The organism is Acinetobacter sp. GXMZU3951 (assembly GCF_054457875.1).
Map to the genome: position 1 here is coordinate 255,548 of NZ_JBTLFO010000001.1, position 24,332 is coordinate 279,879.

At 41.2% G+C, this 24,332-nt stretch carries 24 protein-coding genes and 3 tRNA genes; 15 read left to right on the plus strand and 12 right to left on the minus strand.

The window, feature by feature from the left end; translation table 11 throughout:
• Positions 1–19: 19 nt before the first annotated feature.
• On the minus strand, positions 20–1,201 hold the full coding sequence (locus tag ACX17N_RS01190; protein WP_458890765.1) for a S1C family serine protease: 1,182 nt from the start codon (positions 1,199–1,201) through the stop codon (positions 20–22).
• Between the two features lie 167 nt (positions 1,202–1,368).
• Here ACX17N_RS01190 and ACX17N_RS01195 point away from each other — a divergent pair, with 167 nt between their 5' ends.
• From ACX17N_RS01195 to ACX17N_RS01230, 8 genes are all read left to right on the plus strand, one after another.
• The gene (locus tag ACX17N_RS01195; protein WP_458890766.1) at positions 1,369–2,127 is read left to right on the plus strand and encodes a Nif3-like dinuclear metal center hexameric protein; all 759 of its coding nucleotides are present in this window, start codon (positions 1,369–1,371) and stop codon (positions 2,125–2,127) included.
• A 198-nt stretch (positions 2,128–2,325) separates the two neighbouring features.
• Positions 2,326–2,952, plus strand: coding sequence for a superoxide dismutase (locus tag ACX17N_RS01200; protein ID WP_458890767.1), 627 nt, complete (start codon positions 2,326–2,328; stop codon positions 2,950–2,952).
• Between the two features lie 147 nt (positions 2,953–3,099).
• A tRNA-Asn gene (locus tag ACX17N_RS01205) sits at positions 3,100–3,175 on the plus strand.
• 9 nt (positions 3,176–3,184) lie between these two features.
• A tRNA-Asn gene (locus ACX17N_RS01210) sits at positions 3,185–3,260 on the plus strand.
• A gap of 148 nt (positions 3,261–3,408) precedes the next feature.
• On the plus strand, positions 3,409–3,714 hold the full coding sequence (locus ACX17N_RS01215; protein ID WP_458890768.1) for a hypothetical protein: 306 nt from the start codon (positions 3,409–3,411) through the stop codon (positions 3,712–3,714).
• Positions 3,715–3,812: 98 nt separating this feature from the next.
• Positions 3,813–3,888, plus strand: a tRNA-Asn gene (locus tag ACX17N_RS01220).
• Positions 3,889–3,940: 52 nt separating this feature from the next.
• Positions 3,941–4,384 (plus strand): DUF2726 domain-containing protein, encoded by a 444-nt coding sequence (locus ACX17N_RS01225; RefSeq protein WP_458890769.1) that lies wholly within the window; start codon positions 3,941–3,943, stop codon positions 4,382–4,384.
• 229 nt (positions 4,385–4,613) lie between these two features.
• Positions 4,614–5,237 carry a hypothetical protein gene (locus tag ACX17N_RS01230; protein WP_458890770.1) on the plus strand — a complete coding sequence of 208 codons (624 nt, stop codon included), beginning with the start codon at positions 4,614–4,616 and terminating at the stop codon, positions 5,235–5,237.
• A gap of 43 nt (positions 5,238–5,280) precedes the next feature.
• On the opposite strand, the gene ppk1 is transcribed toward ACX17N_RS01230, so the two are convergent.
• Positions 5,281–7,362, minus strand: a complete 2,082-nt coding sequence (ppk1, locus tag ACX17N_RS01235) for a polyphosphate kinase 1 (RefSeq protein WP_458890771.1) — start codon at positions 7,360–7,362, stop codon at positions 5,281–5,283.
• 116 nt (positions 7,363–7,478) lie between these two features.
• Positions 7,479–8,153, minus strand: coding sequence for a monofunctional biosynthetic peptidoglycan transglycosylase (gene mtgA / locus ACX17N_RS01240; RefSeq protein WP_458891110.1), 675 nt, complete (start codon positions 8,151–8,153; stop codon positions 7,479–7,481).
• 78 nt (positions 8,154–8,231) lie between these two features.
• On the opposite strand from mtgA, the gene ACX17N_RS01245 reads away from it, so the two are divergent.
• Positions 8,232–9,050, plus strand: coding sequence for a rhomboid family intramembrane serine protease (locus ACX17N_RS01245; protein WP_458890773.1), 819 nt, complete (start codon positions 8,232–8,234; stop codon positions 9,048–9,050).
• A gap of 18 nt (positions 9,051–9,068) precedes the next feature.
• Here the strand turns inward: ACX17N_RS01245 and ACX17N_RS01250 are convergent, their stop codons facing one another.
• Positions 9,069–11,540 carry an ABC transporter permease gene (locus ACX17N_RS01250; RefSeq protein ID WP_458890774.1) on the minus strand — a complete coding sequence of 824 codons (2,472 nt, stop codon included), beginning with the start codon at positions 11,538–11,540 and terminating at the stop codon, positions 9,069–9,071.
• A 2-nt stretch (positions 11,541–11,542) separates the two neighbouring features.
• Positions 11,543–12,244 (minus strand): ABC transporter ATP-binding protein, encoded by a 702-nt coding sequence (locus tag ACX17N_RS01255; protein ID WP_458890775.1) that lies wholly within the window; start codon positions 12,242–12,244, stop codon positions 11,543–11,545.
• A gap of 40 nt (positions 12,245–12,284) precedes the next feature.
• Between ACX17N_RS01255 and ACX17N_RS01260 the strand changes: the two genes are divergently transcribed.
• Positions 12,285–12,914 carry an arylesterase gene (locus ACX17N_RS01260; protein WP_458890776.1) on the plus strand — a complete coding sequence of 210 codons (630 nt, stop codon included), beginning with the start codon at positions 12,285–12,287 and terminating at the stop codon, positions 12,912–12,914.
• Between the two features lie 41 nt (positions 12,915–12,955).
• Here the strand turns inward: ACX17N_RS01260 and ACX17N_RS01265 are convergent, their stop codons facing one another.
• On the minus strand, positions 12,956–13,570 hold the full coding sequence (locus ACX17N_RS01265) for a carbonic anhydrase (protein WP_458891111.1): 615 nt from the start codon (positions 13,568–13,570) through the stop codon (positions 12,956–12,958).
• Between the two features lie 318 nt (positions 13,571–13,888).
• On the opposite strand from ACX17N_RS01265, the gene ACX17N_RS01270 reads away from it, so the two are divergent.
• On the plus strand, positions 13,889–14,917 hold the full coding sequence (locus ACX17N_RS01270; RefSeq protein ID WP_458890777.1) for an alpha/beta fold hydrolase: 1,029 nt from the start codon (positions 13,889–13,891) through the stop codon (positions 14,915–14,917).
• Between the two features lie 12 nt (positions 14,918–14,929).
• Positions 14,930–15,940 (plus strand): hypothetical protein, encoded by a 1,011-nt coding sequence (locus ACX17N_RS01275; RefSeq protein WP_458890778.1) that lies wholly within the window; start codon positions 14,930–14,932, stop codon positions 15,938–15,940.
• A 27-nt stretch (positions 15,941–15,967) separates the two neighbouring features.
• On the opposite strand, the gene ACX17N_RS01280 is transcribed toward ACX17N_RS01275, so the two are convergent.
• Complete coding sequence (locus ACX17N_RS01280) at positions 15,968–18,214, minus strand: FepA family TonB-dependent siderophore receptor (protein ID WP_458890779.1); 2,247 nt, start codon at positions 18,212–18,214, stop codon at positions 15,968–15,970.
• A 205-nt stretch (positions 18,215–18,419) separates the two neighbouring features.
• Positions 18,420–19,058 (minus strand): Fe-S biogenesis protein NfuA, encoded by a 639-nt coding sequence (gene nfuA, locus ACX17N_RS01285; protein WP_458890780.1) that lies wholly within the window; start codon positions 19,056–19,058, stop codon positions 18,420–18,422.
• A gap of 158 nt (positions 19,059–19,216) precedes the next feature.
• Here nfuA and ACX17N_RS01290 point away from each other — a divergent pair, with 158 nt between their 5' ends.
• From ACX17N_RS01290 to ACX17N_RS01300, 3 genes are all read left to right on the plus strand, one after another.
• Positions 19,217–19,834 (plus strand): rhomboid family intramembrane serine protease, encoded by a 618-nt coding sequence (locus ACX17N_RS01290; protein ID WP_458890781.1) that lies wholly within the window; start codon positions 19,217–19,219, stop codon positions 19,832–19,834.
• 186 nt (positions 19,835–20,020) lie between these two features.
• Positions 20,021–20,197, plus strand: coding sequence for a hypothetical protein (locus tag ACX17N_RS01295; protein WP_458890782.1), 177 nt, complete (start codon positions 20,021–20,023; stop codon positions 20,195–20,197).
• Between the two features lie 253 nt (positions 20,198–20,450).
• Entirely contained in the window at positions 20,451–21,998 is a 1,548-nt protein-coding gene (locus ACX17N_RS01300; protein ID WP_458890783.1) for a hypothetical protein, read from the plus strand.
• 84 nt (positions 21,999–22,082) lie between these two features.
• Here ACX17N_RS01300 and ACX17N_RS01305 read toward each other — a convergent pair whose 3' ends face one another.
• The 4 genes from ACX17N_RS01305 to ACX17N_RS01320 form a co-directional block, all read right to left on the minus strand.
• Complete coding sequence (locus ACX17N_RS01305) at positions 22,083–22,580, minus strand: DUF2505 family protein (protein ID WP_458890784.1); 498 nt, start codon at positions 22,578–22,580, stop codon at positions 22,083–22,085.
• 124 nt (positions 22,581–22,704) lie between these two features.
• Positions 22,705–22,992, minus strand: a complete 288-nt coding sequence (locus ACX17N_RS01310) for a hypothetical protein (protein ID WP_458890785.1) — start codon at positions 22,990–22,992, stop codon at positions 22,705–22,707.
• A 17-nt stretch (positions 22,993–23,009) separates the two neighbouring features.
• A complete protein-coding gene (gene pnuC / locus ACX17N_RS01315; protein ID WP_458890786.1) occupies positions 23,010–23,594 on the minus strand; it encodes a nicotinamide riboside transporter PnuC in 585 nt (194 codons plus the stop codon).
• Between the two features lie 117 nt (positions 23,595–23,711).
• On the minus strand, positions 23,712–24,188 hold the full coding sequence (locus ACX17N_RS01320; protein ID WP_458890787.1) for a hypothetical protein: 477 nt from the start codon (positions 24,186–24,188) through the stop codon (positions 23,712–23,714).
• Positions 24,189–24,332 lie beyond the last annotated feature (144 nt).

The window sequence follows — 24,332 nt, forward strand, 5'->3', positions numbered from 1 at the left end:
CTTTTTCTTCAAATCAGATTTAGCGTTTTGGTAACGGAATGTACTGTGAACCCGCATTCTGTAGTTGGCGCTCACCCACAACCACATCTAGCGTTAAAGGTTGACCAGCACGATCGACTTGAATCTTAATGGTGCTATTTGGCGCTTGTAAGGCAACATAATTAATTAAATGTGAAGCTGAAGTAATTTTCTCATCATTCACTTGAATAATCTTATCGCCTTTTAATAATCCAGCCTGTGCCGCAGGACCATTTTTTAACACATCTGCGACCACAACACCCGCCTGTTTCGGTGCCATGACATCATCTTGTTGAACTGGCATTAGGCTGATGCCTAACCAACCGCGAACCACTCGTCCATCTTTCAGAATAGAATTTAATACTTGCTGACAAACTTTTGCAGGAATTGCAAATCCAATTCCTAATGACCCACCCGACTGCGAAAAGATGGCAGTATTCACCCCAATTAAATTACCCGCCACATCAATTAATGCACCACCCGAATTACCTGGGTTAATTGCTGCATCAGTTTGAATAAAGTCTTCGTAGGTATTGATGCCTAAATCAGAACGACCTGTCGCGGAAATAATCCCTTGTGTCACGGTTTGACCCACACCAAATGGATTACCAATTGCAAGGACTACATCACCAACTTCGTTGCCACTGAGTTTGAATGGCAATACAGGCAATTTATCCAAATCAATTTTGATTACCGCCAAATCGGTATCTGGGTCAGTCCCAATAATTTTTGCAACTGCACGACGTCCATCTTGCAAAGCAACAATAATTTGATCGGCCTGAGACACCACATGATTATTCGTGAGGATATAGCCATCTGGGCGCACAATTACTCCCGAGCCCAGACTATTTTCATTTTGACCTTGCTCTAATTGATCTGGCACTTGATTGCCAAAAAATTCTCGAAAAGCAGGGTCATTTAATAAAGGATGATCGAGCTGTTTCACTTTTTGGGTGGTGAAAATATTCACCACCGCAGGTGCAGCCACTTTAACTGCAGCACTATAAGAAACAACGCCGCCTGTCCGACTCGTATCAATTAAAGGCTCAACTTTTTCTGCGGGTAATTTCACCCCATCCGAGGCAATAGGTGCTTTCGGTTTTTGGTATTGTTGCCATGCAATAAAACCAATAATCACAATAATGAGTAACACCCAAGGTAACCATGTAAAGGTCCGGCGCACGTTGCTATCCTCTTAAAATATTTTAATTTCTTAATGACGAAGAATTTCTGCTTATTGTAAAGGCAAATACAGTTAGATACACAAAATTGATGCAAGAGTTTTGTGATGCTTTAGTTACAATTGAAAATATGTTTTGATGATATTAATTCGCAACTTAAGAGATTTTTATGGCCGCTCTACAAGAAATTATTCAATGGTGCAATGACACATTAAAAACCCACGAATTTAAAGACTATGCACCGAATGGTTTGCAAATTGAAGGGAAATCTGAGGTCAAAAAAATTGTCTGTGCTGTCACCGCCTCTCAAGAAGCGATTGATGCAGCCGTTGCACAACAAGCGGATCTCCTCTTGGTTCATCATGGCTATTTTTGGAAAGGAGAAGCCTACCCGATTACAGGGATGCGCGGTAAACGTATTAAAACCCTTATCCAACATGATATTTCTTTAGTGGCTTATCACTTACCGTTAGATTCGCATCCGATGCTAGGTAACAATGCGGCTATTGCAGATCTTTTAGAACTGGAAATTTTTGAAGCTTTAGATGCATCAGAACGTCATCCGATTGGTAATATTGGCTATTTAAAACAAGCACTTACTCCTGAAGATTTAAAAAATTTTCTTACAGAACGCTTAGGTTTTCAAACCATTCATTTACCTGCAGATAAAAAAACCATTCAAAAAGTCGGATTCTGCACGGGTGCTGCTCAAGACTTTATCAGCAAAGCCGCTGAACAAAATTGTGATGCCTACATTTCAGGTGAAGTCAGTGAACGAACTTATTACGAAGCCAAAGAACTGGATGTACATTACTATGCCTGCGGACATCACGCGACTGAACGTTATGGTGTACAACGTTTAGGCAAAGCTATTTCAGAACAGTTTAATCTTGAGTATAGTTATTTCGAATTAAACAATCCGATTTAATTTTGGATGGGGTTGATTTTCCATACTCAAAGTATGGATTTAAAGCAACGTGATCGGGTTTACAGTATTTTTTATATACGTATAAATTCGAGCTTTATTCTGTATTGTTATTTAAAAGTATTGCGCAAATTCAACCTCGAATCCTTTACAATAGTGCCACTTAATGTCAAAACCCAGCAAAAGCAAGGAATTGAAATCATGACAACGATCACTTTACCAGCACTTCCATATGGTTATGAAGATCTTGCTCCTCATATCAGCAAAGAAACTTTAGAATACCACCACGACAAACATCACAATACTTATGTTGTTAACTTAAACAACTTGATCAAGGGTACAGACCTTGAAGGTAAAACTTTAGAAGAAATCATCAAAGCTTCTGCTGGTGATGCATCTAAAGCGGGTGTTTTCAATAACGCAGCACAAGTTTGGAACCACACGTTCTACTGGAACTGTATGGCGAAAAACGGTGGCGGTAAAGCGACTGGCGCATTAGCAGCGAAAATTGATGAAACTTTCGGTTCTTACGAAAAATTTGCTGAAGAATTCGCTGCTGCAGCTACCACTCAGTTCGGTTCTGGCTGGGCTTGGTTAGTGGCTGACGAAGTAAATGGCGCGCTTTCAATCATGAAAACTTCAAATGCAGATACTCCACTTGCTCACGGTAAAGTTGCAGTATTAACAATTGACGTTTGGGAACACGCTTACTACATCGATTTCCGCAATGCACGTCCAAAATATATCTCGACTTTCTTAGAAAGCCTAGTGAACTGGGACTATGCAAATGCGAAATATGCGGGTCAAGCGGCTGGTGTTGAAAAATAATTTTTATTTTTCTGCATAAAAAATCACCCTTTATGGGTGATTTTTTTATTTTTATGGATTATCTGAATAATAATAAATCAAATAATACAATTATCTGCAAGAACGTGTTGACGACTTTGGTTTTCATGCCTAAAATGCGCATCAGATTCTCCAATAGCTCAGTCGGTAGAGCGACGGACTGTTAATCCGCAGGTCCCTGGTTCGAGCCCAGGTTGGAGAGCCAATCTACTATTCTCCCATAGCTCAGTCGGTAGAGCGACGGACTGTTAATCCGCAGGTCCCTGGTTCGAGCCCAGGTGGGAGAGCCAAGATTCTAAAAAACCCACGCATAATGACGTGGGTTTTTTATTGCTTTTTACTCAGCAAAGCTCCCGCCTTTTCCCCCTCTTTTGCCTAGATTGAATTGTTCAACTATTTTGATTATCTTAAGAAAGAATAAAAATTAGGCAGCTTATAATGAATACGCCTTGGTTAAAATCTTTAATCTTTTGGGTCATCGTTGTGGTGGTGATCTTTGCAGTTTTTCAATGCACTCAAAAATCAGAGAATAATAAATCGGCATCCACACTAATGTATGAACGTTTATACCAATGTAGCCGAGATTTATCGGGAAAAAATCCTGAAGTTTTAAAATCAATACAAACTCAGCTACATGCGAATATGACTCAACAACAACTGATGCAGTTGATCAATCAATGTCGTCAGGCCAATCCCCTAGCAAGCCAAGCCCGTTATATTGAAGCGATTCAGTCGATTAAATAAACGCTTTGTTTGTTTTTGAAGCACTTAATACAAAATCCCTGTTTTTTTCACTTTTTACTTGACCACATTGGCTTAGCCCCCTAAAATGCGTTCCAGATTCTCCAATAGCTCAGTCGGTAGAGCGACGGACTGTTAATCCGCAGGTCCCTGGTTCGAGCCCAGGTTGGAGAGCCAAGATTCTAAAAACCCACTCACTATGTAGTGGGTTTTTTATTGGATTCAATCTGTGTTTACATCCATTCAAACGTTGTTTTTTATTATTGGCTGTCTAGCAAGTTTTGTGTTGCTGCTGATGCTGTTTCAGCATTGGTTTTGGAAGCGTCAGCAATTTTATCAAAAGCCGATTATTACCGCGTTTGAACAGAAAATGTTTATCCGTTTGAATGAAGCATTACCTGATCATCATATCTTGGCACAAGTGGCTTTTAGTGCCTTAATTACCAGTCACCATTTCAAAATTCGTCAACAATTTAATCGAAAAGTCACTGATTTCGTCGTGCTGAATCGTGAAATGAAAGTGATTGCAATTGTGGAACTTGATGACCCAAGCCATATTGGTAAAGAAGATGAAGATCGTCAACGTGATGCCATGCTGACAGAAGCGGGATATACCGTGTTTCGTTATACCTCTATACCCAGTGCCCGTGAACTCCGTAAAGATTTACTGTAATAGTTACCGCTCAAACTTTTGGAGAAAGCTTCTGCACAAAAAAATAATCTCTACAAATTGCCTAAAATTAACAACAAAATTAAAACCGTTTTCATTTAATTTTTATTCAACAAACACTTACACTAACTTCTAATTGTTTAAAATCCCAGTTTACAGGTATAGAACATTTTCAGCATTTGGAACACAGTCAAAAGATAAATTGGATGCTCACGTCTAGGACAACAACATTGTGAATGAGCTTTTACTCCCAGCACCTGTCTTAATTCTTTCAGAAGAAATAAGCTTAGACCTTCACATTAAAATATTATTGATGGAGTTGGGTTATCCTGCGCAACTGATTCACTCTACCCCCTATTTAGATGATGCACTAGAAATTTATCGCCTACATTTACCCAATATTGTGTTGATTGACCTAAATTTTAGCCAAGCGCCATTACATGATTTAATCCGTTCGCTGAAATCTTTTCACCCGTACGTGGTCATTATTCTTTTGGCCTCAAAAGGACAGACCGAACAGCTTTTCCGTGGTATCCAGTCTGGTGCTCAAGGCTATTTTTTTATTGAACAAACGGATCGCGAAGCATTACAGCAAATTCGTACCATCTTGAGGGGGGGAGCAAGCTTGGATGCAGAACTGGCACAATATATTTTAAATGCCCAAACCCAAGGTTTCACGCGCCATTTCATTCAGTTTAGAGATGCTCCCGTGCAATTTTCAGATTTGGAATTTGAAATCCTGACCTTACTTGCCGAACAAAAAAATACCCGTGAAATTGCCCATCAGCTCAGCATGCCGCTGTACAGTATTGAAGGGCGAATTAAATCGATTTATCGTCATTTGAACCATAATTAAAGCATAAAAAAAAAGAGCCGATTAAGGCTCTTTTTCCTGTCAGTTATTTAATCCATTCCAACAAGGTTCGTTGTGCATTATGCGGCTCCTGCCCTTCAGCAACCTGTGCACGCAGCCAAGAACCATCACCTTGCAGTAACCACGCCTGTTGATTGTCTTTTAAATAATTCAATAAGCCCTGCTGATAAATACGTTTTTTCAAAGCAGGATCTTCTATCGGGAAGCAGGCTTCTACCCGATTGAATAAATTACGATCCATCCAGTCCGCACTTGAACAGTACACATGTGGATTACCATTATTACTAAAGTAATAAACACGCGTATGTTCAAGGAAACGCCCGACAACCGAACGCACTCGAATATTTTCCGACAAGCCCGGTAAACCTGGACGTAAACAGCAAATCGAACGGATGATTAAGTCAATTTGTACCCCAGCCTGCGAGGCTTCATACAGTTTATTGATTAACTGCAATTCAGTTAAGGCGTTTACTTTGACAATAATCTGAGCAGGCTTACCTGCCTTGGCATTGGCAATTTCATCGTCGATGAAATTGATTAATTGTGCATGTAAGGTAAAAGGCGCATGCAATAATTTTTTCAATTTTGCCATTTTGCCCATACCCGTCAGCTCTTGGAATATGCGATGCACATCTTCACAAAGTTCTTTGTCAGTCGTCAGCAAACCATAGTCGGTATAAATACGCGCATTACCTGCATGGTAATTTCCTGTGCCTAAATGGACATAACGCACCAGTTTGTTATTTTCACGGCGCACTACCAAAATCATTTTGGCATGGGTCTTGTAACCAACAATACCATACACCACCACAGCACCCGCTTCTTGCAGTACGTTCGCCACGGCGATATTGGATTCTTCGTCAAAACGCGCACGAAGCTCAATCACCGCAGTGACTTCTTTACCATTTCGTGCGGCTTCTGCCAGTACCTGCACAATTTCAGAGTCTGCACCGCTACGATATAAGGTTTGCTTAATGGCCAAGACTTGCGGATCACGTGCTGCTTCTCTGAGCAAGTTAATGACTGGCGCAAAAGATTCATACGGATGATGTAATAAGATGTCCTGTTTTTGCATCGCAGAAAAAATATTTTCAGATTTTTTCAAGACTTTGGGAATGACAGGCGTATGCGTGTCATAACGCAAATGCGGACGTTTAAAATTAGACAGTAAGCGCGCTAGATTAACAGGGCCATCAACCTTATAGAGCTGCTCTTCATCCAAATCAAATTCATTCAGCAAGTAATCATAAATATGTTTTGGACAGTTTTCCGTAACCTCTAAACGTACAGCACGTCCAAAGCGTCGCGAATTTAACTCCCCTTTCAAGGCTTTGGCCAAGTCTTCCACATCTTCATTCAAGGCCAAATCGGCATTACGCGTGACACGGAATTGATAGCAGCCAGTAGCCGTCATACCTGGGAACAAATCAGAAACATGCTCATGGATAATAGCCGAGAGCATGACATGATGTTCTTTGCCACCCGTCAATTCATCGGGTAACCGAACCACCCGCGGCAATGAACGCGGTGCAGGCACAACCGCCAGATCAATTTGACGTCCAAAAGCATCCTTACCTTCCAAGGTCACAATAAAGTTCAAACTTTTATTGACTAAACGCGGGAATGGATGGGCTGGGTCTAAGCTGATCGGGGTGAGTACAGGGGCAACCTGTTCTTGGAAGTATTTTTTGACCCAAGATGATTGTGCCGGTGTTAATTCCCCACGACGTAAGAAACAGATATCTTCCTCACGTAATTTCGTCAAAATTTCTTCATTTAAAATACGGTATTGGCGTTCAATTGCAGCATGGGCAGTTTGTGAAATTTGATCTAAAACTTGTTTTGGCGTGAGACCATCAGGGGTGTGACTTTCATTGCCTAAATCTAGCTGCTCCATCATTCCCGCAACGCGAATTTCAAAAAACTCATCTAAATTGCGCGAAAAAATCAGCAAGAAATTCATGCGTTCTAATAATGGATGCAGAGGATCTACAGCTTGTTCAAGCACGCGTAAATGGAAATCTAAAATGGAAAGTTCACGATTAATAAATCGATCATTATAAGTATATTCTACTGGCTCTAATGGAGTCTGCGCCGCCGTATTCATAATCAACCCATGATTTTAAGACGAAATGTGTATAGCCATAAGTATGCTTCAATTTTGTGACATTTTCATAAAAAAAGCCCAAAATAATTTGAGCTTTTACACGTTGAGTTGAGCGTTTAGGGAATTTGACTATATCGCATATATTTACGAATCATTTTTTTACGAATTTGAATACGGCGATCATTTTGATGGTCTTGATAATATTTAGGATTTGGTAATATCGCGGCTAAAAATGCAGCCTGATCACGGCTTAAACTGCGCGCACTTTTTCCAAAATAATGCTGCGTTGCCGCTTCCACGCCATAGATATTGTCCCCGAATTCGACTGAGTTTAAATAGACTTCAAGAATACGCTGTTTCGACCACATACGTTCCATCATCCACGTTGCAATGGCTTCTTGTCCTTTACGAATAAAAGAACGCTTGTTGTATAAAAATAAGTTTTTTGCCAATTGCTGTGAAATGGTAGAACCACCTGCCACGACTTTGCCTTTATCTTGATTGCGCTCTAAAGCATATTGCATACCTTCCCAGTCAAAACCATGGTGATGCATGAATTTACCATCTTCCGATGCGACGACAGCACGTTTCACGTAGTCACTAATCTCATCATAATCACGCCATTTGTGCTGAATAGCTTGAGAGGGTTCAGCCCAGTAATCTAAGCGCATAAACATGGTAGTTTCGACCGGATGGGTACGCCACCAAACCAAACTACTGAATATCCATAACTGTACAAGTAGAAAAAAACTGACAATGACTAACAAAGTTCGAACAAAAAAGGCTTTCATGTCAGTATGTTGCTCCAAATATTCTCATTCTTTCATGCTAAGCTTTATGCAAACATAGAGTGAAAGTCAAACCATAACATGTCTCATTCAACACCACCTTGGGTTCCAAACAAACTGAATATGCAGGATTGGTGGCTCACTGCACTGTTCATTGCAATCAATGTGGGTTTATTTCTCTGGCAAATTTTTTCTGGCGTAGATGCGAGCCATCCAAGCCTACCAGATGCAATACGCTGGGGAGCTGATTATGCACCTTTAACCTTTTTAGAGGAACCCATCCGACTGTTCAGTAGCATGTTTTTTCATTTTGGCATGGTGCACTTAATGTTGAACATGTGGGCTTTGTACATTTTTGGCAGCGTTGCTGAACAATTATTTGGTCGGTTTTATTTTCTGATGTTGTATGTGGCAGCGGGACTGATGGGGAGCTTATTCAGTGGTTATTTGTCCATACATGAGACCATCAGCATGCTCTCAAACCATGCCATTGATCCTGACTTATTGCCTCATGTTAGCGCTGGTGCTTCAGGTGCTGTCATGGGTTTAGGCGGTGCTTTAACCTTACTCTCATTGTTTCCTATTTTACCGCAACAGCGTTTTATCTTAGATAAAAAGACCTTAATCATGGTCATGGGCATTAACTTGATCATTGGCTTCACCATATCAGGAATTAATAATGCCGCGCATGTGGGGGGTATGCTGATGGGCGCAGTACTGGCAGGCATTTGGTATCTATGCCAAAAATGGCACAAGCCTTTCTTGAGTACCCTCTTCGGAAGTGTGATTGCGGTGGCCAGCTGCTGGTTGCTCTATCAATACTGCCTGCAACAACTCCAATTGATTGATCCACTTTGGACAGAATTGTTGCAAGCCATGCGGCAGCATTATCACTTTTAAATCCGCTAGAGATGAATCCTAAGACTGATTCATCTCTCTAAGACTTTGTAAAGGCGGAATATCGCAGAGATAACTTAATCGATAGCGTCCAATCAAGGCACATAACAGCATCATGCTCATAGGCAGGATCAACCAGATTTCCCAGTGCAGCTGAATCATCAAGTTCATTTTTGCACTGGCAATAGCGCTGATAAATTCGGCAAAAACACATGCAACGAGACCTGCTACCAGCCCCATAAAGCCAATCTCCAACATCAGCATTCGTTTCAGTTTTTGCTTAGAACTACCAAATGAACGCAACAAAGCCACTTCTCGCTTACGCTCATCTAACAGTAAGTTTAAACAGGCAATTAACACCAATATTCCTGCGACGCTAACCAATAACGCTAAAATGGTCACCACCCGAATCAATACATTCATTAAGCGCTTAATCTCATCCAGAATAAGCCCCACATCAATGAAAACAGTATTACTGAACTGCTGAATTAACTGGATCAGTTGTGGCTTATCCTGTTCGGGCACGTAAAAACTCCCCAGATAACTGCCTGCATTTTCATCTAAGGTTTCGGGTGAAAAAATAAAGAAGAAATTGGGGCTAAAACTCTCCCATTCCACGGTTCTCAAGTTCACCACTTTGGCTTGCAGTAAGCCTTCAGGCAAACTAAAGGTTAAACGGTCTCCAACCAGAATTCCCAACTCGGCAGCCGTTTTGGCCTCAACGGATACTTCACCAGCCTGAGCAAACTGAGCTTGCCCTTGTAAAATCTGATTATCCGCTGGTAAAACATTGCTTTGGGTCAAATTTAATTCGCGACGCAGCGAATTATTTTGCTGCACCAGTTGTTCCGAAAATGGCTGTTCATTTTTCGCCACCAATCTACCACGGATATTCGGATACAACGGGGTACTTTGCCAACCATGTCGTTGTAGTTGCTGTTTAAACTGCGCTAAATCGAATGGTGGCAAACCATATACAAACTGATTGGGTGTCCCCTGCGGTAACTGTTGTTGCCAGCGTTCCAATAAATCACTTCTTAAAACCGCCAATACAGTAATTAGACTCAAGCCCAAGGCTAAGGCGGTAATCTGAAAAGCAGTTTGATAAGGTACTTTAACGTAAGCTGAAACGCCTATTTTTAATTGTTTTAATCCTTTCAGAATGAACCAAACCACGGCATACAATACAGCAGATAGGACAATAATACCCCCAATCACCAAACTGCTTAGCCGCAGATTTTCAGTTAAAATGGCGCTAAAAATAAATAGACTGAACATACCTGTGATGAGTGTCCAGAATAAAGTAGACAGCGTTTGTGTTTGTTGACGAATTACCCGAATAGGCGGTGTAGACATCAGCTGCCATAAATTAGGCAGAATAAAACCTACTAGAACCACGGCACTGGTCAGCACTGCAATCGGTAAAGGCCCTGTGAGCATAGCCCAGGCCGAAAATTGCACCTGTAAGTTTGGAATCAATTGCAGCATTAACTGTAAAAGTCCATAACCTATGGCAATCCCCGTGACCAATCCTATAGCAATCGCGATGCCCAACATTAATAACAGTAAATATGCATAGACCTTTAAAATTTGTGCCTTAGATGCTCCCATACAACGCAGTAAAGCAATATAGTCTTGATTTTGCTGAACATAACGTTGACTGGTCAGCGCTATGGCAATACCACACAGTAAAATGGTCAAAATATTGGCGAGCTGTAAAAAAGTGTCCAGATTTTCAATCGGACGCATCAAGCGTGTATTTCCTTCAGTCGCGGTACGCAGTTTTAACCCGCTACTGTCATCAACTTCATGCTTAGCATTTTTTATCGATTGTTGCTGCGTAAATAAGCGCTGAAACTGACGAATCTGCGGAGGATCGCCTGCCATTAATAAGCGATAGTCAATACGGCTGCCAACTTGAATGGCATGGGTACGGGCAATATCTTGCTGAGCAATCATCACTGTTGGTGAAAACCCTGAAAAACCCAACTCCTGATTGGAATCATGCTTAATTTGAGCTGTCACCTTAAATGTGGCATCGGCAATTTGAATCTGGTCGCCCAATTTTACCTTTAACAAATCCATGACCCGCGGACTCAACCAAACCTCACCACGTTGTATCGGGCGCCGCAACTCAGGCAGCAACTGTAACTGCCCCCGCAGTGGAAATTGCGCATCAATCGCTTTGACATTAACCATGACAAATTGATCTTGGGTGTGTGCCATGGAGTTAAACACGGTCACTTCAGACTGCTTCAAATTCAGTGCATTGGCTTGTGTTTTCCAATGCGGCTCAAGCGCAGTCTGATCGGACAAAACCAGATCAGCCGCTAACAGTTCGGCCGCTTGTAAGGTGACTGCATTTTGAATCTGTTCATTACTAAATTTTAGTGCCGTGGTGACACTAATTGCCAAAACCAGTGCAATAATCAGCAAGTACATACCTGTGCTTTTCAGGCTCTGCTGCAATAATGGACGGAATAACGTACTCATAGTTACTCTCCATCCTGTGCAGACTCATGTAATTGACCATCTAACAAATAGACATGCCGCTGGCATTGTTGGGCGAGTTGTAAATCATGGGTCACCAACACCAGCGTCGTGCCCAACTCCCGATTTAAGCTGAAGAGTAATTGCTCAATCTCTTTAGCCGTTTGACTGTCCAAATTACCTGTGGGTTCATCCGCAAAAATGATTTTGGGCTGACTGATCAAAGCTCGGGCAATCGCCACACGTTGCTGCTCTCCACCAGAGAGAACTTTGGGAGTTTGCGTGGCCTGCCGCTCCAATCCAACTTTTTTCAGGAGCTGTAAAGCTCGTTGTTCTGCCTCGGCATAGTTGAAATCTGCATGCAAACGTAACGGCAACATCACATTTTCCAAGGCACTTAAATGCGGCAATAATTGAAAGGATTGAAAGACAAACCCAATATGTTGCAAGCGAATCTGTGCCCGTTGTTCTTCATCTAAACGGGGAATTTCTGCGCCACAAACTTTTAACTGTCCACTGCTGGCCTGATCCAGCGTAGCTAAAATACCCAATAAAGTGGATTTTCCTGAACCTGAACGCCCAGTAATGGCAACTTGCTCCCCCTCCATAATCTCAAGATTCAAATTTTCGAAAATCACAAGGTTCTTGTCGGCAAGTTGTATTTTTTGTGTCAAATTCTGGGCAGAGATAACGGCTTGTGGCATCATGAATCCTTCTTCTGTTTTGCTCAGGTTTTCGTCAGTTTATATGCATCAATTTCGTTTTAAAGTATTCATTTGTTCATGGGTTACCGCTGTGCTGTGCTGTGTTAGCCCCATAATGGCTTCTGCCAAAACCATTATGATCTTGGGAGATAGCATCAGTGCAGGTTATGGCTTACAGCCCCAACAAGGATGGGTATCGTTATTACAAAAACGATTGGAGCAACAGTATCCGAAACAACATCAAGTGGTCAATGCAAGTGTAAGTGGTGAAACCACCAGTGGTGCACTGGCACGTTTGCCTAAATTGCTAGCAACATATAAGCCAAATGTTGTGGTGATCGAACTGGGTGGAAATGATGGTTTACGCGGACAACCCCCACAAATGATTCAACAGAATCTGGCACGTTTGGTTGAGCAAAGCCAAAAGGCGCAAGCCAAAGTTGTAGTGTTTGGCATGAAAATTCCACCCAATTATGGAACAGCCTATAGCAAAGCATTTGAGCAAAATTACACGGTGATCAGTCAGCGCTATCAAGTAAAATTGCTGCCGTTCTTTTTAGAAGGGATTGCAGGAGAGAAAAACCTGATGCAAAAAGATTTAATTCACCCCAATGCCCAAGCGCAACCGAAATTATTAAATCTGGCTTATCCATACATTAAAGGCGCTTTATAAAGCGCCTTTAATCATGATGTTATGTTCTAAGTCGGTAAAACTTAGAAGTCAAAAAAAATCACTTCACCGGTTTCAAGTGAGTATTCTGCACCCACTACAATCATTTTACCTTTAGCAATTAATTGTTCTAACACGGCTGAGCCATGACGTAATTGATTCACAGAAGCAAAAACATTAGAACGTACTGCATGCGTTGAAAGCTTGTCCAAATCATTTTTCAATTCAGTTTGCATCAAGGTTTCAACGGATGGACGCACACGGTTCACAATGGACATTAAGTTATTCGATGGTGGACTGTCTGGATTCATCAAAGTATCAATCGTGGCTTTAATCGCGCCACAGTGACTATGTCCCAATACCACAACCACTGCACAGTCGTAACGTTCAGCAGCAAATTCCACACTACCGACTTGTGAAGGTGCAACCACATTGCCTGCAACACGGATGACAAACAAATCACCTAAACCTTGATCAAAGACCATTTCGGCAGGGACACGTGAATCTGAACAGCCGAGTACAATCGCAAACGGGTTTTGATCTTCTGCCATTTGAGCACGTTCTTGGTGCGTCAATTGTTTAGGGTGGGTCGTTTCCCCAGAGACAAAACGTTGGTTTCCTTTTTTAAGACGGTCTAATGCTTCTTGAGCCGTTAGCATGCTTTTTTCCACCATGATTTGAATTTTCACTATTCTAATCCCAGCTAAAATGAAAGTCACTTGCAAAAAAGGATAGTGTTTTGGAATTTATAAATTGGCAAAAAAGTTCATATGATCACCATCACTAGATTGAACAGCATCACACTATTCAGTCTGAATAAAAACTACTTCAATAAACTTATGCGTGACATTCTAACTATTGTATTTAAAATAGTTCACCATCAAGCTGAAGATAAAATTTGATACCATTTCAGCCCATTTAACTGCTTCTAAAACGGATTTTAAAGCAGTTTATTTTGATCAGAAGGATTTAAGTCAATGACACAAACTAGTAAATATTTTTCTCATTTTGTTACAGCAATGGGAATCCTAATTACCGTGTCCTTGCCCAATCTCGCCTCAGCCAAAACTCAACCACCCACCCCTGAACAAATTACTCTACAAAACTACTTGCAACACGAACGTGAAAGCAGCGGCTTAAAAAGTAAAACCCTCAAAGTCGGGGATGTTGTTTGGAGTTATAATGAAGGCGGTTCTCCGCAAAAGCCCACGGTGCTCTTGCTGCATGGTCTTGCCAGTAATCGGGACAACTGGAATCGCGTAGCGGCTTATTTAACCCCCAATTATCATGTGGTAGTGCCTGACTTACCTGTTTATGGTGAGACCAAAATCCCTGCGAATTTTGACATCGCGGTTCCCAATGTTACCTCAAGTCTCAGACAATTTGCTGAAGCCATCGATATAGAAAAAAAACTTAATATTGCAGGACATTCCTTAGGCGGCTCGATTGCGACTTTATATGCAGCGCAATACCCTTTTGATACGCAAAGTCTGTTTCTTTTAAACAGTGCGGGCATTTATAAGAAAGCCAATACCCCTTACAGCAAAGATCCCAATTTTTTAAAGCATATTATTGTGGCTAAACCGGGGGATTATGATGATATGCGCCATGAAATCATGCAAAATCCACCCAAGCTTTCCCCAGAACTGCAACGGGCAAAAGAACAGCTACTGATTGCTCAATCAGGCAAAAATAATCTGGTGATTGAACAAATTTCTACCTTAAACCGAATTTATACACCTGAAACATTTGCCCGAATTACTCGAAATGTTGAAGCCCCCACTCTCATTTTATGGGGCAAACAGGACAAAATTTTTAATGTTGAAGTGGCAGATGAATTAAAATCATTATTGAAACGAGCCGAGGCTCCTGTCATCCTTAACAATGTTGGTCATATGCCGTTATTGGAAGCAGATAAGCAAGTTGCGAATTATTACTTACCGTTTCTTGCGAAAACCCAAAATCTGAAAAATCCACTGGCTGATCAACTGATTCCTCTCCACTGAATTTGAGCTTGTATGCAAAAACACCCCATGATTGAGCAACTGATTGAGGCTCATATTCAATTTTTAAATGATGAATTCTCTCAGTCAAAAACAATTCAAAATGAGTTTGTCGAATTTTATCATTGGTTTAGAAAGCAAAATTTAAAACAACTTTGGACAGTTGAACAGATTCATCAACTGATTCAACAACAGGTCTTAAACACCCGTGCCAGCGATTTTTTAATTGAACAGATTGCAGAACATATTCGTTTTACACTGGTGCATCCAGCCAATGACCACACCAAAATTGCAGATGCCATCCCTGTACTCACCGTCGATAAAATTGCTCAATATGTGGCCAGTAAAAGTGGACATCGTCAGCGCCTGATTCATACCGTGGTCAATAATCCTGCTTTTTCTGCCATGATTACCCAATTGATTCAACATGCCATTCAGGACTACCTAGACAACTCCGTCATGGTGAAACATGTACCTGGGGTGTCACGCTTTATGAAAATGGGCAAGTCTGTGTTGGAAAGTGTCACCGACTCCAATCTTGATCAGGCCATTCAGCACTATTTACAGAAAAATATACAAAAGCTCAGTCAAATGAGTGAACAAGTGTTAAATCATCATTTTAATGACGAGAAGCTGTACCATTTCCAAGCCAACTTATGGCACAAAATTAAAGACTTACCTTTAAATGTTTTAAAAAATTATATTGAAGTTGATGATCTGCCGCAAACGGTCGGTTTAGGGCATGAAATTTGGGATCATTTGCGCCAGACCACCTACTTAGAACAGCAAGTCAAAGACGGAATTTCAGCATGGTACGCACGTAATCAAGATCGAAGTTTTGATGTGTTATTACGTGATTTAAATATTGATGAAGCGCTGATTCAAAACCAATTACAGCAGTTACTCGAACCTGTGATTCAGCACATGCTGCAATCGGATTATTTACAGCAGCGGGCACGTCATTATTTAGAAACGTTTTATTACTCAAGTAATACCTTAGAAATTTTACAGCAGAAAGATGCCTAAGCGCATCTTTCTGCATAACTGCTCAGCTTAGAACGAATATTTTAAGGATGCATAATAGGCACGACCCGGTTCGTTATAAGTCTGACTGGTCGACTCACTATCTCTTAATTTCTGTTCATCAAATAAATTACTCACCCCTATACGCGTACTCAAATTGTCAGTAAATTTATAGCCTAGATTAATACCTGCAATGCCATAACTTTTCACGACACTAGGTTGCAATGCATCATCTGTCCCCCCCGAACCCACACCTGCTTCAATGCGATTTTGAGCATATTGACGAGACTTTTGACGACCGTACTGGGTATAAACAAAATTCACATCCAATTGATCGGTAATGTCGTAGCCAAAAATTGAGTTAATCGTATAGTTAGGTACAAGAGAAAGTGGGTTACCTGTGGATTTATCTTCTGAATCCATCATATAAGTAAAGTTATTGGTCCAACTGATATTATCCCACTCTAGACCGATACTGCCTTCAAAGCCCTGAACCAAAGCTTCAGGAATATTCTCCCAACGCAAGACATTCCAAGTCGTTCCTGAAGTCGTTGTAGCTGTGGTAATAATTTCAGTTCCTGCCGCAATCTTGTCTTTATAATCATTACGGAACCATGCGAAACTCGCATTAACATTATCTTTGGCGAATTGGATCCCCAATTCTTTGTTGATTGATGTTTCAGGATTTAAATCTGCATTACCTTGAAGCAAACAACGGTTTTGAATAGTCGCTGGACAACCATTACCATTAGTCGATAACAAATACCCTTCTGCATTTTGATACATATTGGGGGCTTTATAAGCTTTCGCAATTCCACCTTTAACCGTGAAATAATCCCCTAATTTTTGCGTTATGTTTAGACTTGGGCTCCAATTTGATCCTGATTTATCATGATCATCAAAGCGTAAACCAAGTACTAGGTCTGTCGAATCGGTAATTTTTAAATTGTCTTCTGCATATACGGATGCAATTCGTGAACTCATATCACTACGATTTTTGGGTGCAATCGCATCTAAACCTGCTGAACTTCCTGTTGAACCCACGCTGGTATTGGCTTCGTCGGTAAAATCATCTTCAATCCATTCAGCACCTATGGTTAAATTCTGAGGAATGTAAACCTCAAACGGAATATTCACTTCACCATTTATACGGAAAGTATCTAAGGTTGAAGTCGACTTATCGGTTTCCGTATTAATCCGCCCTTCGGTGCTGCCACCTAAGCCTTCCAATAAACGCTTGTTCTTCGTTTTATCGTATTGAAAGATTAATTTATTATTACCCCAATCCCATTCACCATCATGCATTAATGAATAGCTTTCGCGGTACATTGTATTGGTTTCACTGCCATATAAGGCTGACAAAATAGCATTCGCTTCGGCATCCGCATTCAGTTGAGAATCACCTGAGTAGAGATTCCCCTGACGGCTGGAAGCAGCATCCAATGTAAGGGTTTGACTGTCTGTGATTTGCCAAGCCAAACGTGCAGATACATCCTCATTTTTAACCCCTTCTCTTCCTGCCGCAGTACTATTAATGAACTTATTGATATCTACGGCATCTGGTTGAGTCTTATTAAAGTTCCCATATAAACGATAGGATAAAACATCTTTAATAATTGGGCCGCTTAGATTTACACTGACACGCCCAGACTCACCTTCTTTAGAATCTTCAGGCTGATTGCTAAATAGTTCAACCGAACCATGTACTTCATTGGTCACTTTCTTGGTTTTAATATTGACCACACCGCCCATTGCTCCAGAACCATAGCGGGCTGCAGCTGGACCACGTAGCACCTCAATCGATTCAATTGCATCAGCTGGTACCCAGTTCGAATCACCTCGCGTATCACGCTCACCTCGCCAGCCATAACGCACTGAGTTTCTTGAAGTTACAGGTTTGCCATCAATCAAAATCAAGGTGTTCTCAGGTCCCATGCCACGAATATCAATTTGACGGTTATTACCGCGCTGCCCTGTTGCACTATTCCCCGTTAAATTCACCCCAGGCATACGGCGGACATACTCAGAAATGTCATTGACTACAGGCAGGTTTTCCAAATCTTCTGCGGTAATTACTGAGGCTCCTAGAGATTGTTTGACCTGTTCTTCAGCCGTCAGGACAATTTTTTCAAGCTGGGTCGTATCTGTAGCTTGTGTCGTCATTTGTTCTGTTGTGGTGGTGTGCTGTTCTGTTTGTAGATTCTCAGCATGACTGAGCACACTCATAACCGACAAAATAGAAAGTGCTAATGCGGATTGGACAATACGTCTGTTCATTCAATGACCCCAAAAAACTGTTGGAAGATAGAAAACAACATGAGATTTCGGTTTCAGAGTGTAACAAACATCACCATAAATGCAATTAATATTAATAACAATTATCATTAACATATGGTAATAATATTGCATGATCCGAATATAGGCTTATAACAGACATAAAAAAACCTCCAAAGGTGGAGGTTTTTTAATTTGAGGGTGCAGATTACTTGAAGTAAGCACCTTCTGCTTGGCTATGGTCAGTTTGGTCAATCACGCGTTGTAATTCAGGTACGTGTTGTTTAAGCGTGGTTTCTACACCTTGCTTTAAGGTGACATCGATTGCTGAACAACCTTGACAACCACCACCAAACTTAAGCACCGCAGTTAAGCCATGCTCTTCATCTTCAACCACTTCTACCAGCGCACAGTTTCCGCCATGCCCAGCCAAACCAGGATTAATTTCCGATTGCAAGACATAAGTAATACGCTCTTCCACAGATGCATCTGGTCCAACACGTGGCACTTTCGAGTTTGGCGCACGGAAAGTCAGCTGACCACCAAAACGGTCTTTATTGTAATCAATCACCGCATCTAATAGGTATGGAATTGATGGCGCATCTACATAAGCCGGGAAGTCTGGATAGTCTTGCTTATAATCTGTTGGAATAACTTCTTCAGGCGCACTATATGCCATACAACATTCAGCACGAGGTGTACCAGGATTCTCTACAAAAACACGTACACCAATACCTGGGGTATTTTGTTTCGCCAATAAATCACGTAAATACTCTTGTGCATTTGGTGTGATTAATAGGTTTGGAATCTCTTCTGCAACTGCAGTGCTGGTGTTCTCAGTCGACATAACAATATTTCCTCAAGCTGAAGTCGCTATTTTAACTGAAGATGCGGCTTAAATAAAAAAAATCAACCAAAATTGTCGGATTTATTCTAAAAGTTCTGTGCAATTAGACAATTAATGGCATTATTAAGCTTTAAATATGAAAATTTGAACCTTTCTCTATGCTCAATCTGCCTTTCAACCATACTGTAGCGCTGATTATCATTACTGTAGTGGTTTCACTTTTGGCGTTCTCCAATCAAAAGCTCATGAGCCGCTTAATTTTCTGGCCTCCTGCCATGCAAAAAGGTCAGTATGACCGTTTTATTACCCATGGTTTTGTGCATGCGGATGGCGCACACCTGCTGTTCAATATGATTACCCTATTTTTCTTTGGCAGCATTATTGAAAGTTTTTATCGTCAATATTTTTACGATCTTGGTTTTGCCCTGTTTTATTTAGGTGGACTTATAGTTGCCATCTTGCCAAGTTATTTAAAGCATAAAAATGATTTCCAATGGGCAAGCCTCGGGGCTTCAGGTGCCGTATCGGCAGTTTTGTTTGCCTATATTCTATTTGAACCATGGAAACTCATTTTTGTGTTCTTTATTCCTGTCCCAGCCATTATTTTTGCCGTGCTGTATGTGGCCTATAGCATTTGGTCAGGTAAACGTGGCAATTCGCATATTAACCATAGTGCGCATCTTTGGGGGGCAGCATATGGCGTAGTGGTCACTATTTTGCTTGAACCGCGCTTAATTCCACACTTCCTAAATAAGCTCGCTCAACTTCCCTTTTAAGAACTGCCTCAACCCGCTTTGATCAATGTTTTGGAATGGTGAATTATGCAAAATAACCCGCCATTCCTAACCTACTTGTTCAAATAATGTTTTATTTCATTGCTTCTTTCACATAGAATAAATCGTAACAATAAAGTGTTTTCTCTAGACATAAACCCAAATCAGAACAAGATGGAGAATGTATATATGCATAAATTTCTTATGATTGTTGCAACCTGTTTCAGTTTGAGCGCACTGACTGCATGTGCTGTTCATACTCCTGAAGGCAGTATTGTGGTCGATCCGAATGGTAACTTGGGGCACTATGAACATGGCGGAGGAGATTTCTGCCCACCAGGTCAAGCAAAAAAAGGCCGTTGCTAGTCATCTTATTATTTCAATCCATTTTTAATGACTGTCAGTCGATTGCCCTGACTGACAGTATTATCCCTTTATCTTTAAATGCCGATCTCAAAATTTTCAAAGCCCTACCCCATATTCCAGTTTCGCACTTCGCTTTTTTAAAATTTAGACGCTGCGGACATAAATTGGTATTTAATGCCACCCCAATCTTCAATTTGGCATAGATAATGAATACATCTGTATATTAATACTGTAATCAGACGAGATTTTTTGCATGTCCAGCTCTTTAGAGGGTCTACAGTTCCCTGTTCAACCCGACACCCAAAAACCAAGTACAACTCGTACAGGCAAGGAAATTATTGCTGAAGCATTATCGATTGTAGACCATCAATCTGCTCAGCAAGCTTTAAAAGAAAAAAAATGGCGTAAAAATTATCCAAAATATTTTAAAGCCTTGGTCGAACATGGCATTCGTAGTTGTAACAACCCGATTACCATTGCCAAGCAGGGGCTACATAAAGCTCAGCACAGCTTTGAATTTTACCGTAAGGGACAGCGTTATTTACTAAAAGACATGATGCAGGTTCCACAGGAACAGTTGCATACGGTGCAATTGCAAGGTGAAGGACAAGCAGAACCTGAATGGTATATTCCTTACCATGGCCAAAACCTAAAAGGTGAAAGCTTATTGGCTCAAGTACAAAAATGGGAAGATGACGGCATTATTGAACCTTCACATGCCGATGCCTTACGCCTAGCCAATGCACATCCAGAGTGGTTTGATTTATCCGACCGTACCATGGTGTTATTTGGTGCTGGCTCAGAAGCTGGTCCTCTGACCTGGTTATCACAATGGAAAGCCAATATTGTAGCGGTCGATTTACCGAATGAGCGCGTTTGGCAAAAAATTCTTAATACCGTACAAAATGGTAATGCGACCCTCTATGCACCAAGCGCAACGCCAGTACCTGAAAATACCCCAACCCGTGAATTAAGTAGCAAACTGGGGGCGAACTTACTCACGCAAACCCCTGAAATCGCTCAATGGTTACTACAAAGCCATCATCAGCTTGATTTAGCTGCGATTGCTTATTTAGATGGTGAAAAACACGTCCGTGTAGCCATGGCCATGGACAGCATTATGAAAGTGGTCAGTGAACAAAAAGCCGATACCAGCTTAATGTTTATGTGTACCCCAACCGATGTGTATGCTGTACCTAAAGAGGTTGTTGCCTCATCAGCCGATAAATTCCGCTACCGTTCGCAGCTTCAAAAAGTGCTGACCAAAGGGGTCGCAACAGCTTCGTTAAAACACTTTTTCCAGCAAAACCTGCATGAACTGATTGCTTCAGACAATGGGCAAGAATATGGCATTGCCGACTGCTTAGTAATAGAACAAGGTCCTAACTATGCGCTCGCCAAACGCATTCAACAGTGGCGTGCAATATTAGCCCGTCATGAAGGTCAACGCGTCAGTATCAATATTGCCCCTTCAACCACGACACATTCCGTCACCAAGAATCCACTGCTAAAAGCGGCTTTTAATGGGGCAAGCTTGTTCGATGTCGAAGCATTTAATCCTGAAACCACCAATGCCATTATGGCAGCGTTATGGATTCATGACTTACGGAATCCAGAGTCTGTTGCCAATCCTGAAACGGTGATGGAACATCCATTGGAGCTTATGATGCATGGTGCGAATCATGGTGGCTTATGGCGTGTGGCATATTTGGCCAGAACTGCACTGCCTTTTGCTGCCATTTATGGTTTTGCAACAGATAAATTACCGCTGAAAAAAGCATTTTCGATGTTCAAACGCTAAATCAAAGCTGAATAGATTTTAATCTACCGATCTAACGCAGGAGATCATCTCTAGATGATCTCCTGTGTTTTATTCGGCAGGAACTTAAATACTTAAGCTCTTTTTCAACTCGTCTTCAACAATCGTCAACTCAATTTCACTGAATTTACGAATTTCACCTTCCGCATGTTTTTCTAACATGCCACCAATTAAAGGCACCTTCACATTTACGGTCCAATCTAACTGGAATTCAATTTGCTGGTCTGAACCTTTCACAGAACGCTTACAACTGGCATGTAAAGGTAAGTTCGCACCCAAATCAACCGTTGAGGTCATGGCTTCAAGGTCACTCACATCGGTGCGATGTAAACGGAAGGCATCTTTTAATAGTTTTTTCGCAATTTCGGGAATATTGACATCTAAATTGTAGGCACGTTTTAACGTGTATTGATCCCCTTGTTTTTTAGACTCCAAAATTTCTAAATTTTCGCCAGGAATCCGGCGACAGACTTCTTCATGTAAGCGGGTATCTGCTGCTAGGCGTTTAAAGTCTGCCAGTGAGACGCCACGAATAATTGCATTCACAGTAAACTGGTGTGCCATGAGGGTTCCTTCTATTTTTGTTTTGCTTGGACTGAAATGCCACGCTCATACTCTGAATCGTCTCGATTGCGCAGCATCACTTGAGTGCCTGATTTAAATCAATTGCGCCGGCACTGTCATTGACCTATTTTGAATTATGCTGATTAGAAATGCCAAAGATGGCTGTGCTTTCTGCTAAACAGCTGATTTTTAAATAATGATGCTGATATTCAATTAAGGCATAAAACTCGGTTGCCCCGTCATCCAAGCCCGTCGCAGTCCACGTGGTGCCTGGCGGAAATTGTAATAACCACTCCGCCTGATAAAAATCAGCGACTGAATCAAATTGTAGATAATCCTGAGGGGAATGCGCAATTTTTCGCGCCAAAACATCAAATTGCTGCAATTTGGCTTGCTTAAAATCGATCAGCATAAGATTGCCCTATAAAACTATGCAGACTCGGTGAGTTTGTGTTGCTGTTGCTTTTGTACTTGAATCCATTGCCACCAGCCGAATGCAGCCAATCCCACGAAAGCAGCATACAGCCCCGCAGTTAAGAACAGATCTTTATAAATAAACATTCCAACATAAATAATATCGACAAATACCCAGAGTATCCATGTCGCAATATGCTTGCGGCTTGTCCAATAGGTGGCAAGTAAACTAAATGCAGCGAGTTGCGCATCAAGCAAAGGAACCGCAGCATCGGTCCAGAAATGAAGACTCAAACCAAACAGCAAACCGCCCAAAGCCGCCAATGCCATTTGCCATAACACGGTTTTACCGGCAATCGGTTCAATCCGAATCTCGTGATCTTGCTGTTTACCCTTTAACCAATGATAGAAGCCGTAAAAATTTAGCCCGATAAAGAAAAACTGTAAAATTGTTTCGCCATAAAGTTTAAAAGTATAAAACAAATAGGCATACAGAACGAAGGCGAGAAAATTAAACCACCAACACCACATATTGCGCTTAACCGTTAATGCCACGCCAATGAGGCTAATGATGACAGCAAAAATTTCCAGTCCAGACATCAGTCACATTCCCAAAGAGATGGCACATTATGGGAATTTTTTGTTAAAAGGCAAAGTAAATCAGCACATCGCAGGGAATGAATAGCCTTGCCCTTTGTTATGTTGTGCCGCGGTTGGCTAGCGATCCTGCGGATTTAATGTAGTTTCGCACTTATGTTCTTCACCATGACGATCTACATGACTACAGAACACCCCATATTTACCCACATAATACTCCAAAGACTGATCATAAAAATGCCAATAAATTGACCATTCATTTAGATCGAGTTGACGAATTTGAGTTAAGGTTTTTGCTGGTAATTTTTTCAGTAAATTATGTTGAATTTCTTCAGCACGCTGAAGATCTCGAATATGAATATTTTGCTCAAAAAACAGTTGTGCCGCATCATCAAACAGGACTTGCTCATAGTATTCAATTTCAATGACCAGCCCCTCTACCTGATCCAATGCTGGATCATCAACCATGAGGTTCTGTGTTTGTGTTTTGGCTAAATATTGAGTGCGATACTTTTGCGTCTTTCTCATTTTTTTAAAAATCTGCCAAGCCGCTGTCAGCACCATCCCCAATACAAACAAAACGATAATTTTAAACATATCCCCTCCCGATTAGGAGTACATTCAGCATTACAGTCTTTTTCATCATACTCGGAATTCTTGCTTGCTTTAACATAATTCTTTGAAAAATCAGATTAATGAAGGCTAAGTTCTCACTAATCTGTGACCCAGATCAAATAAATT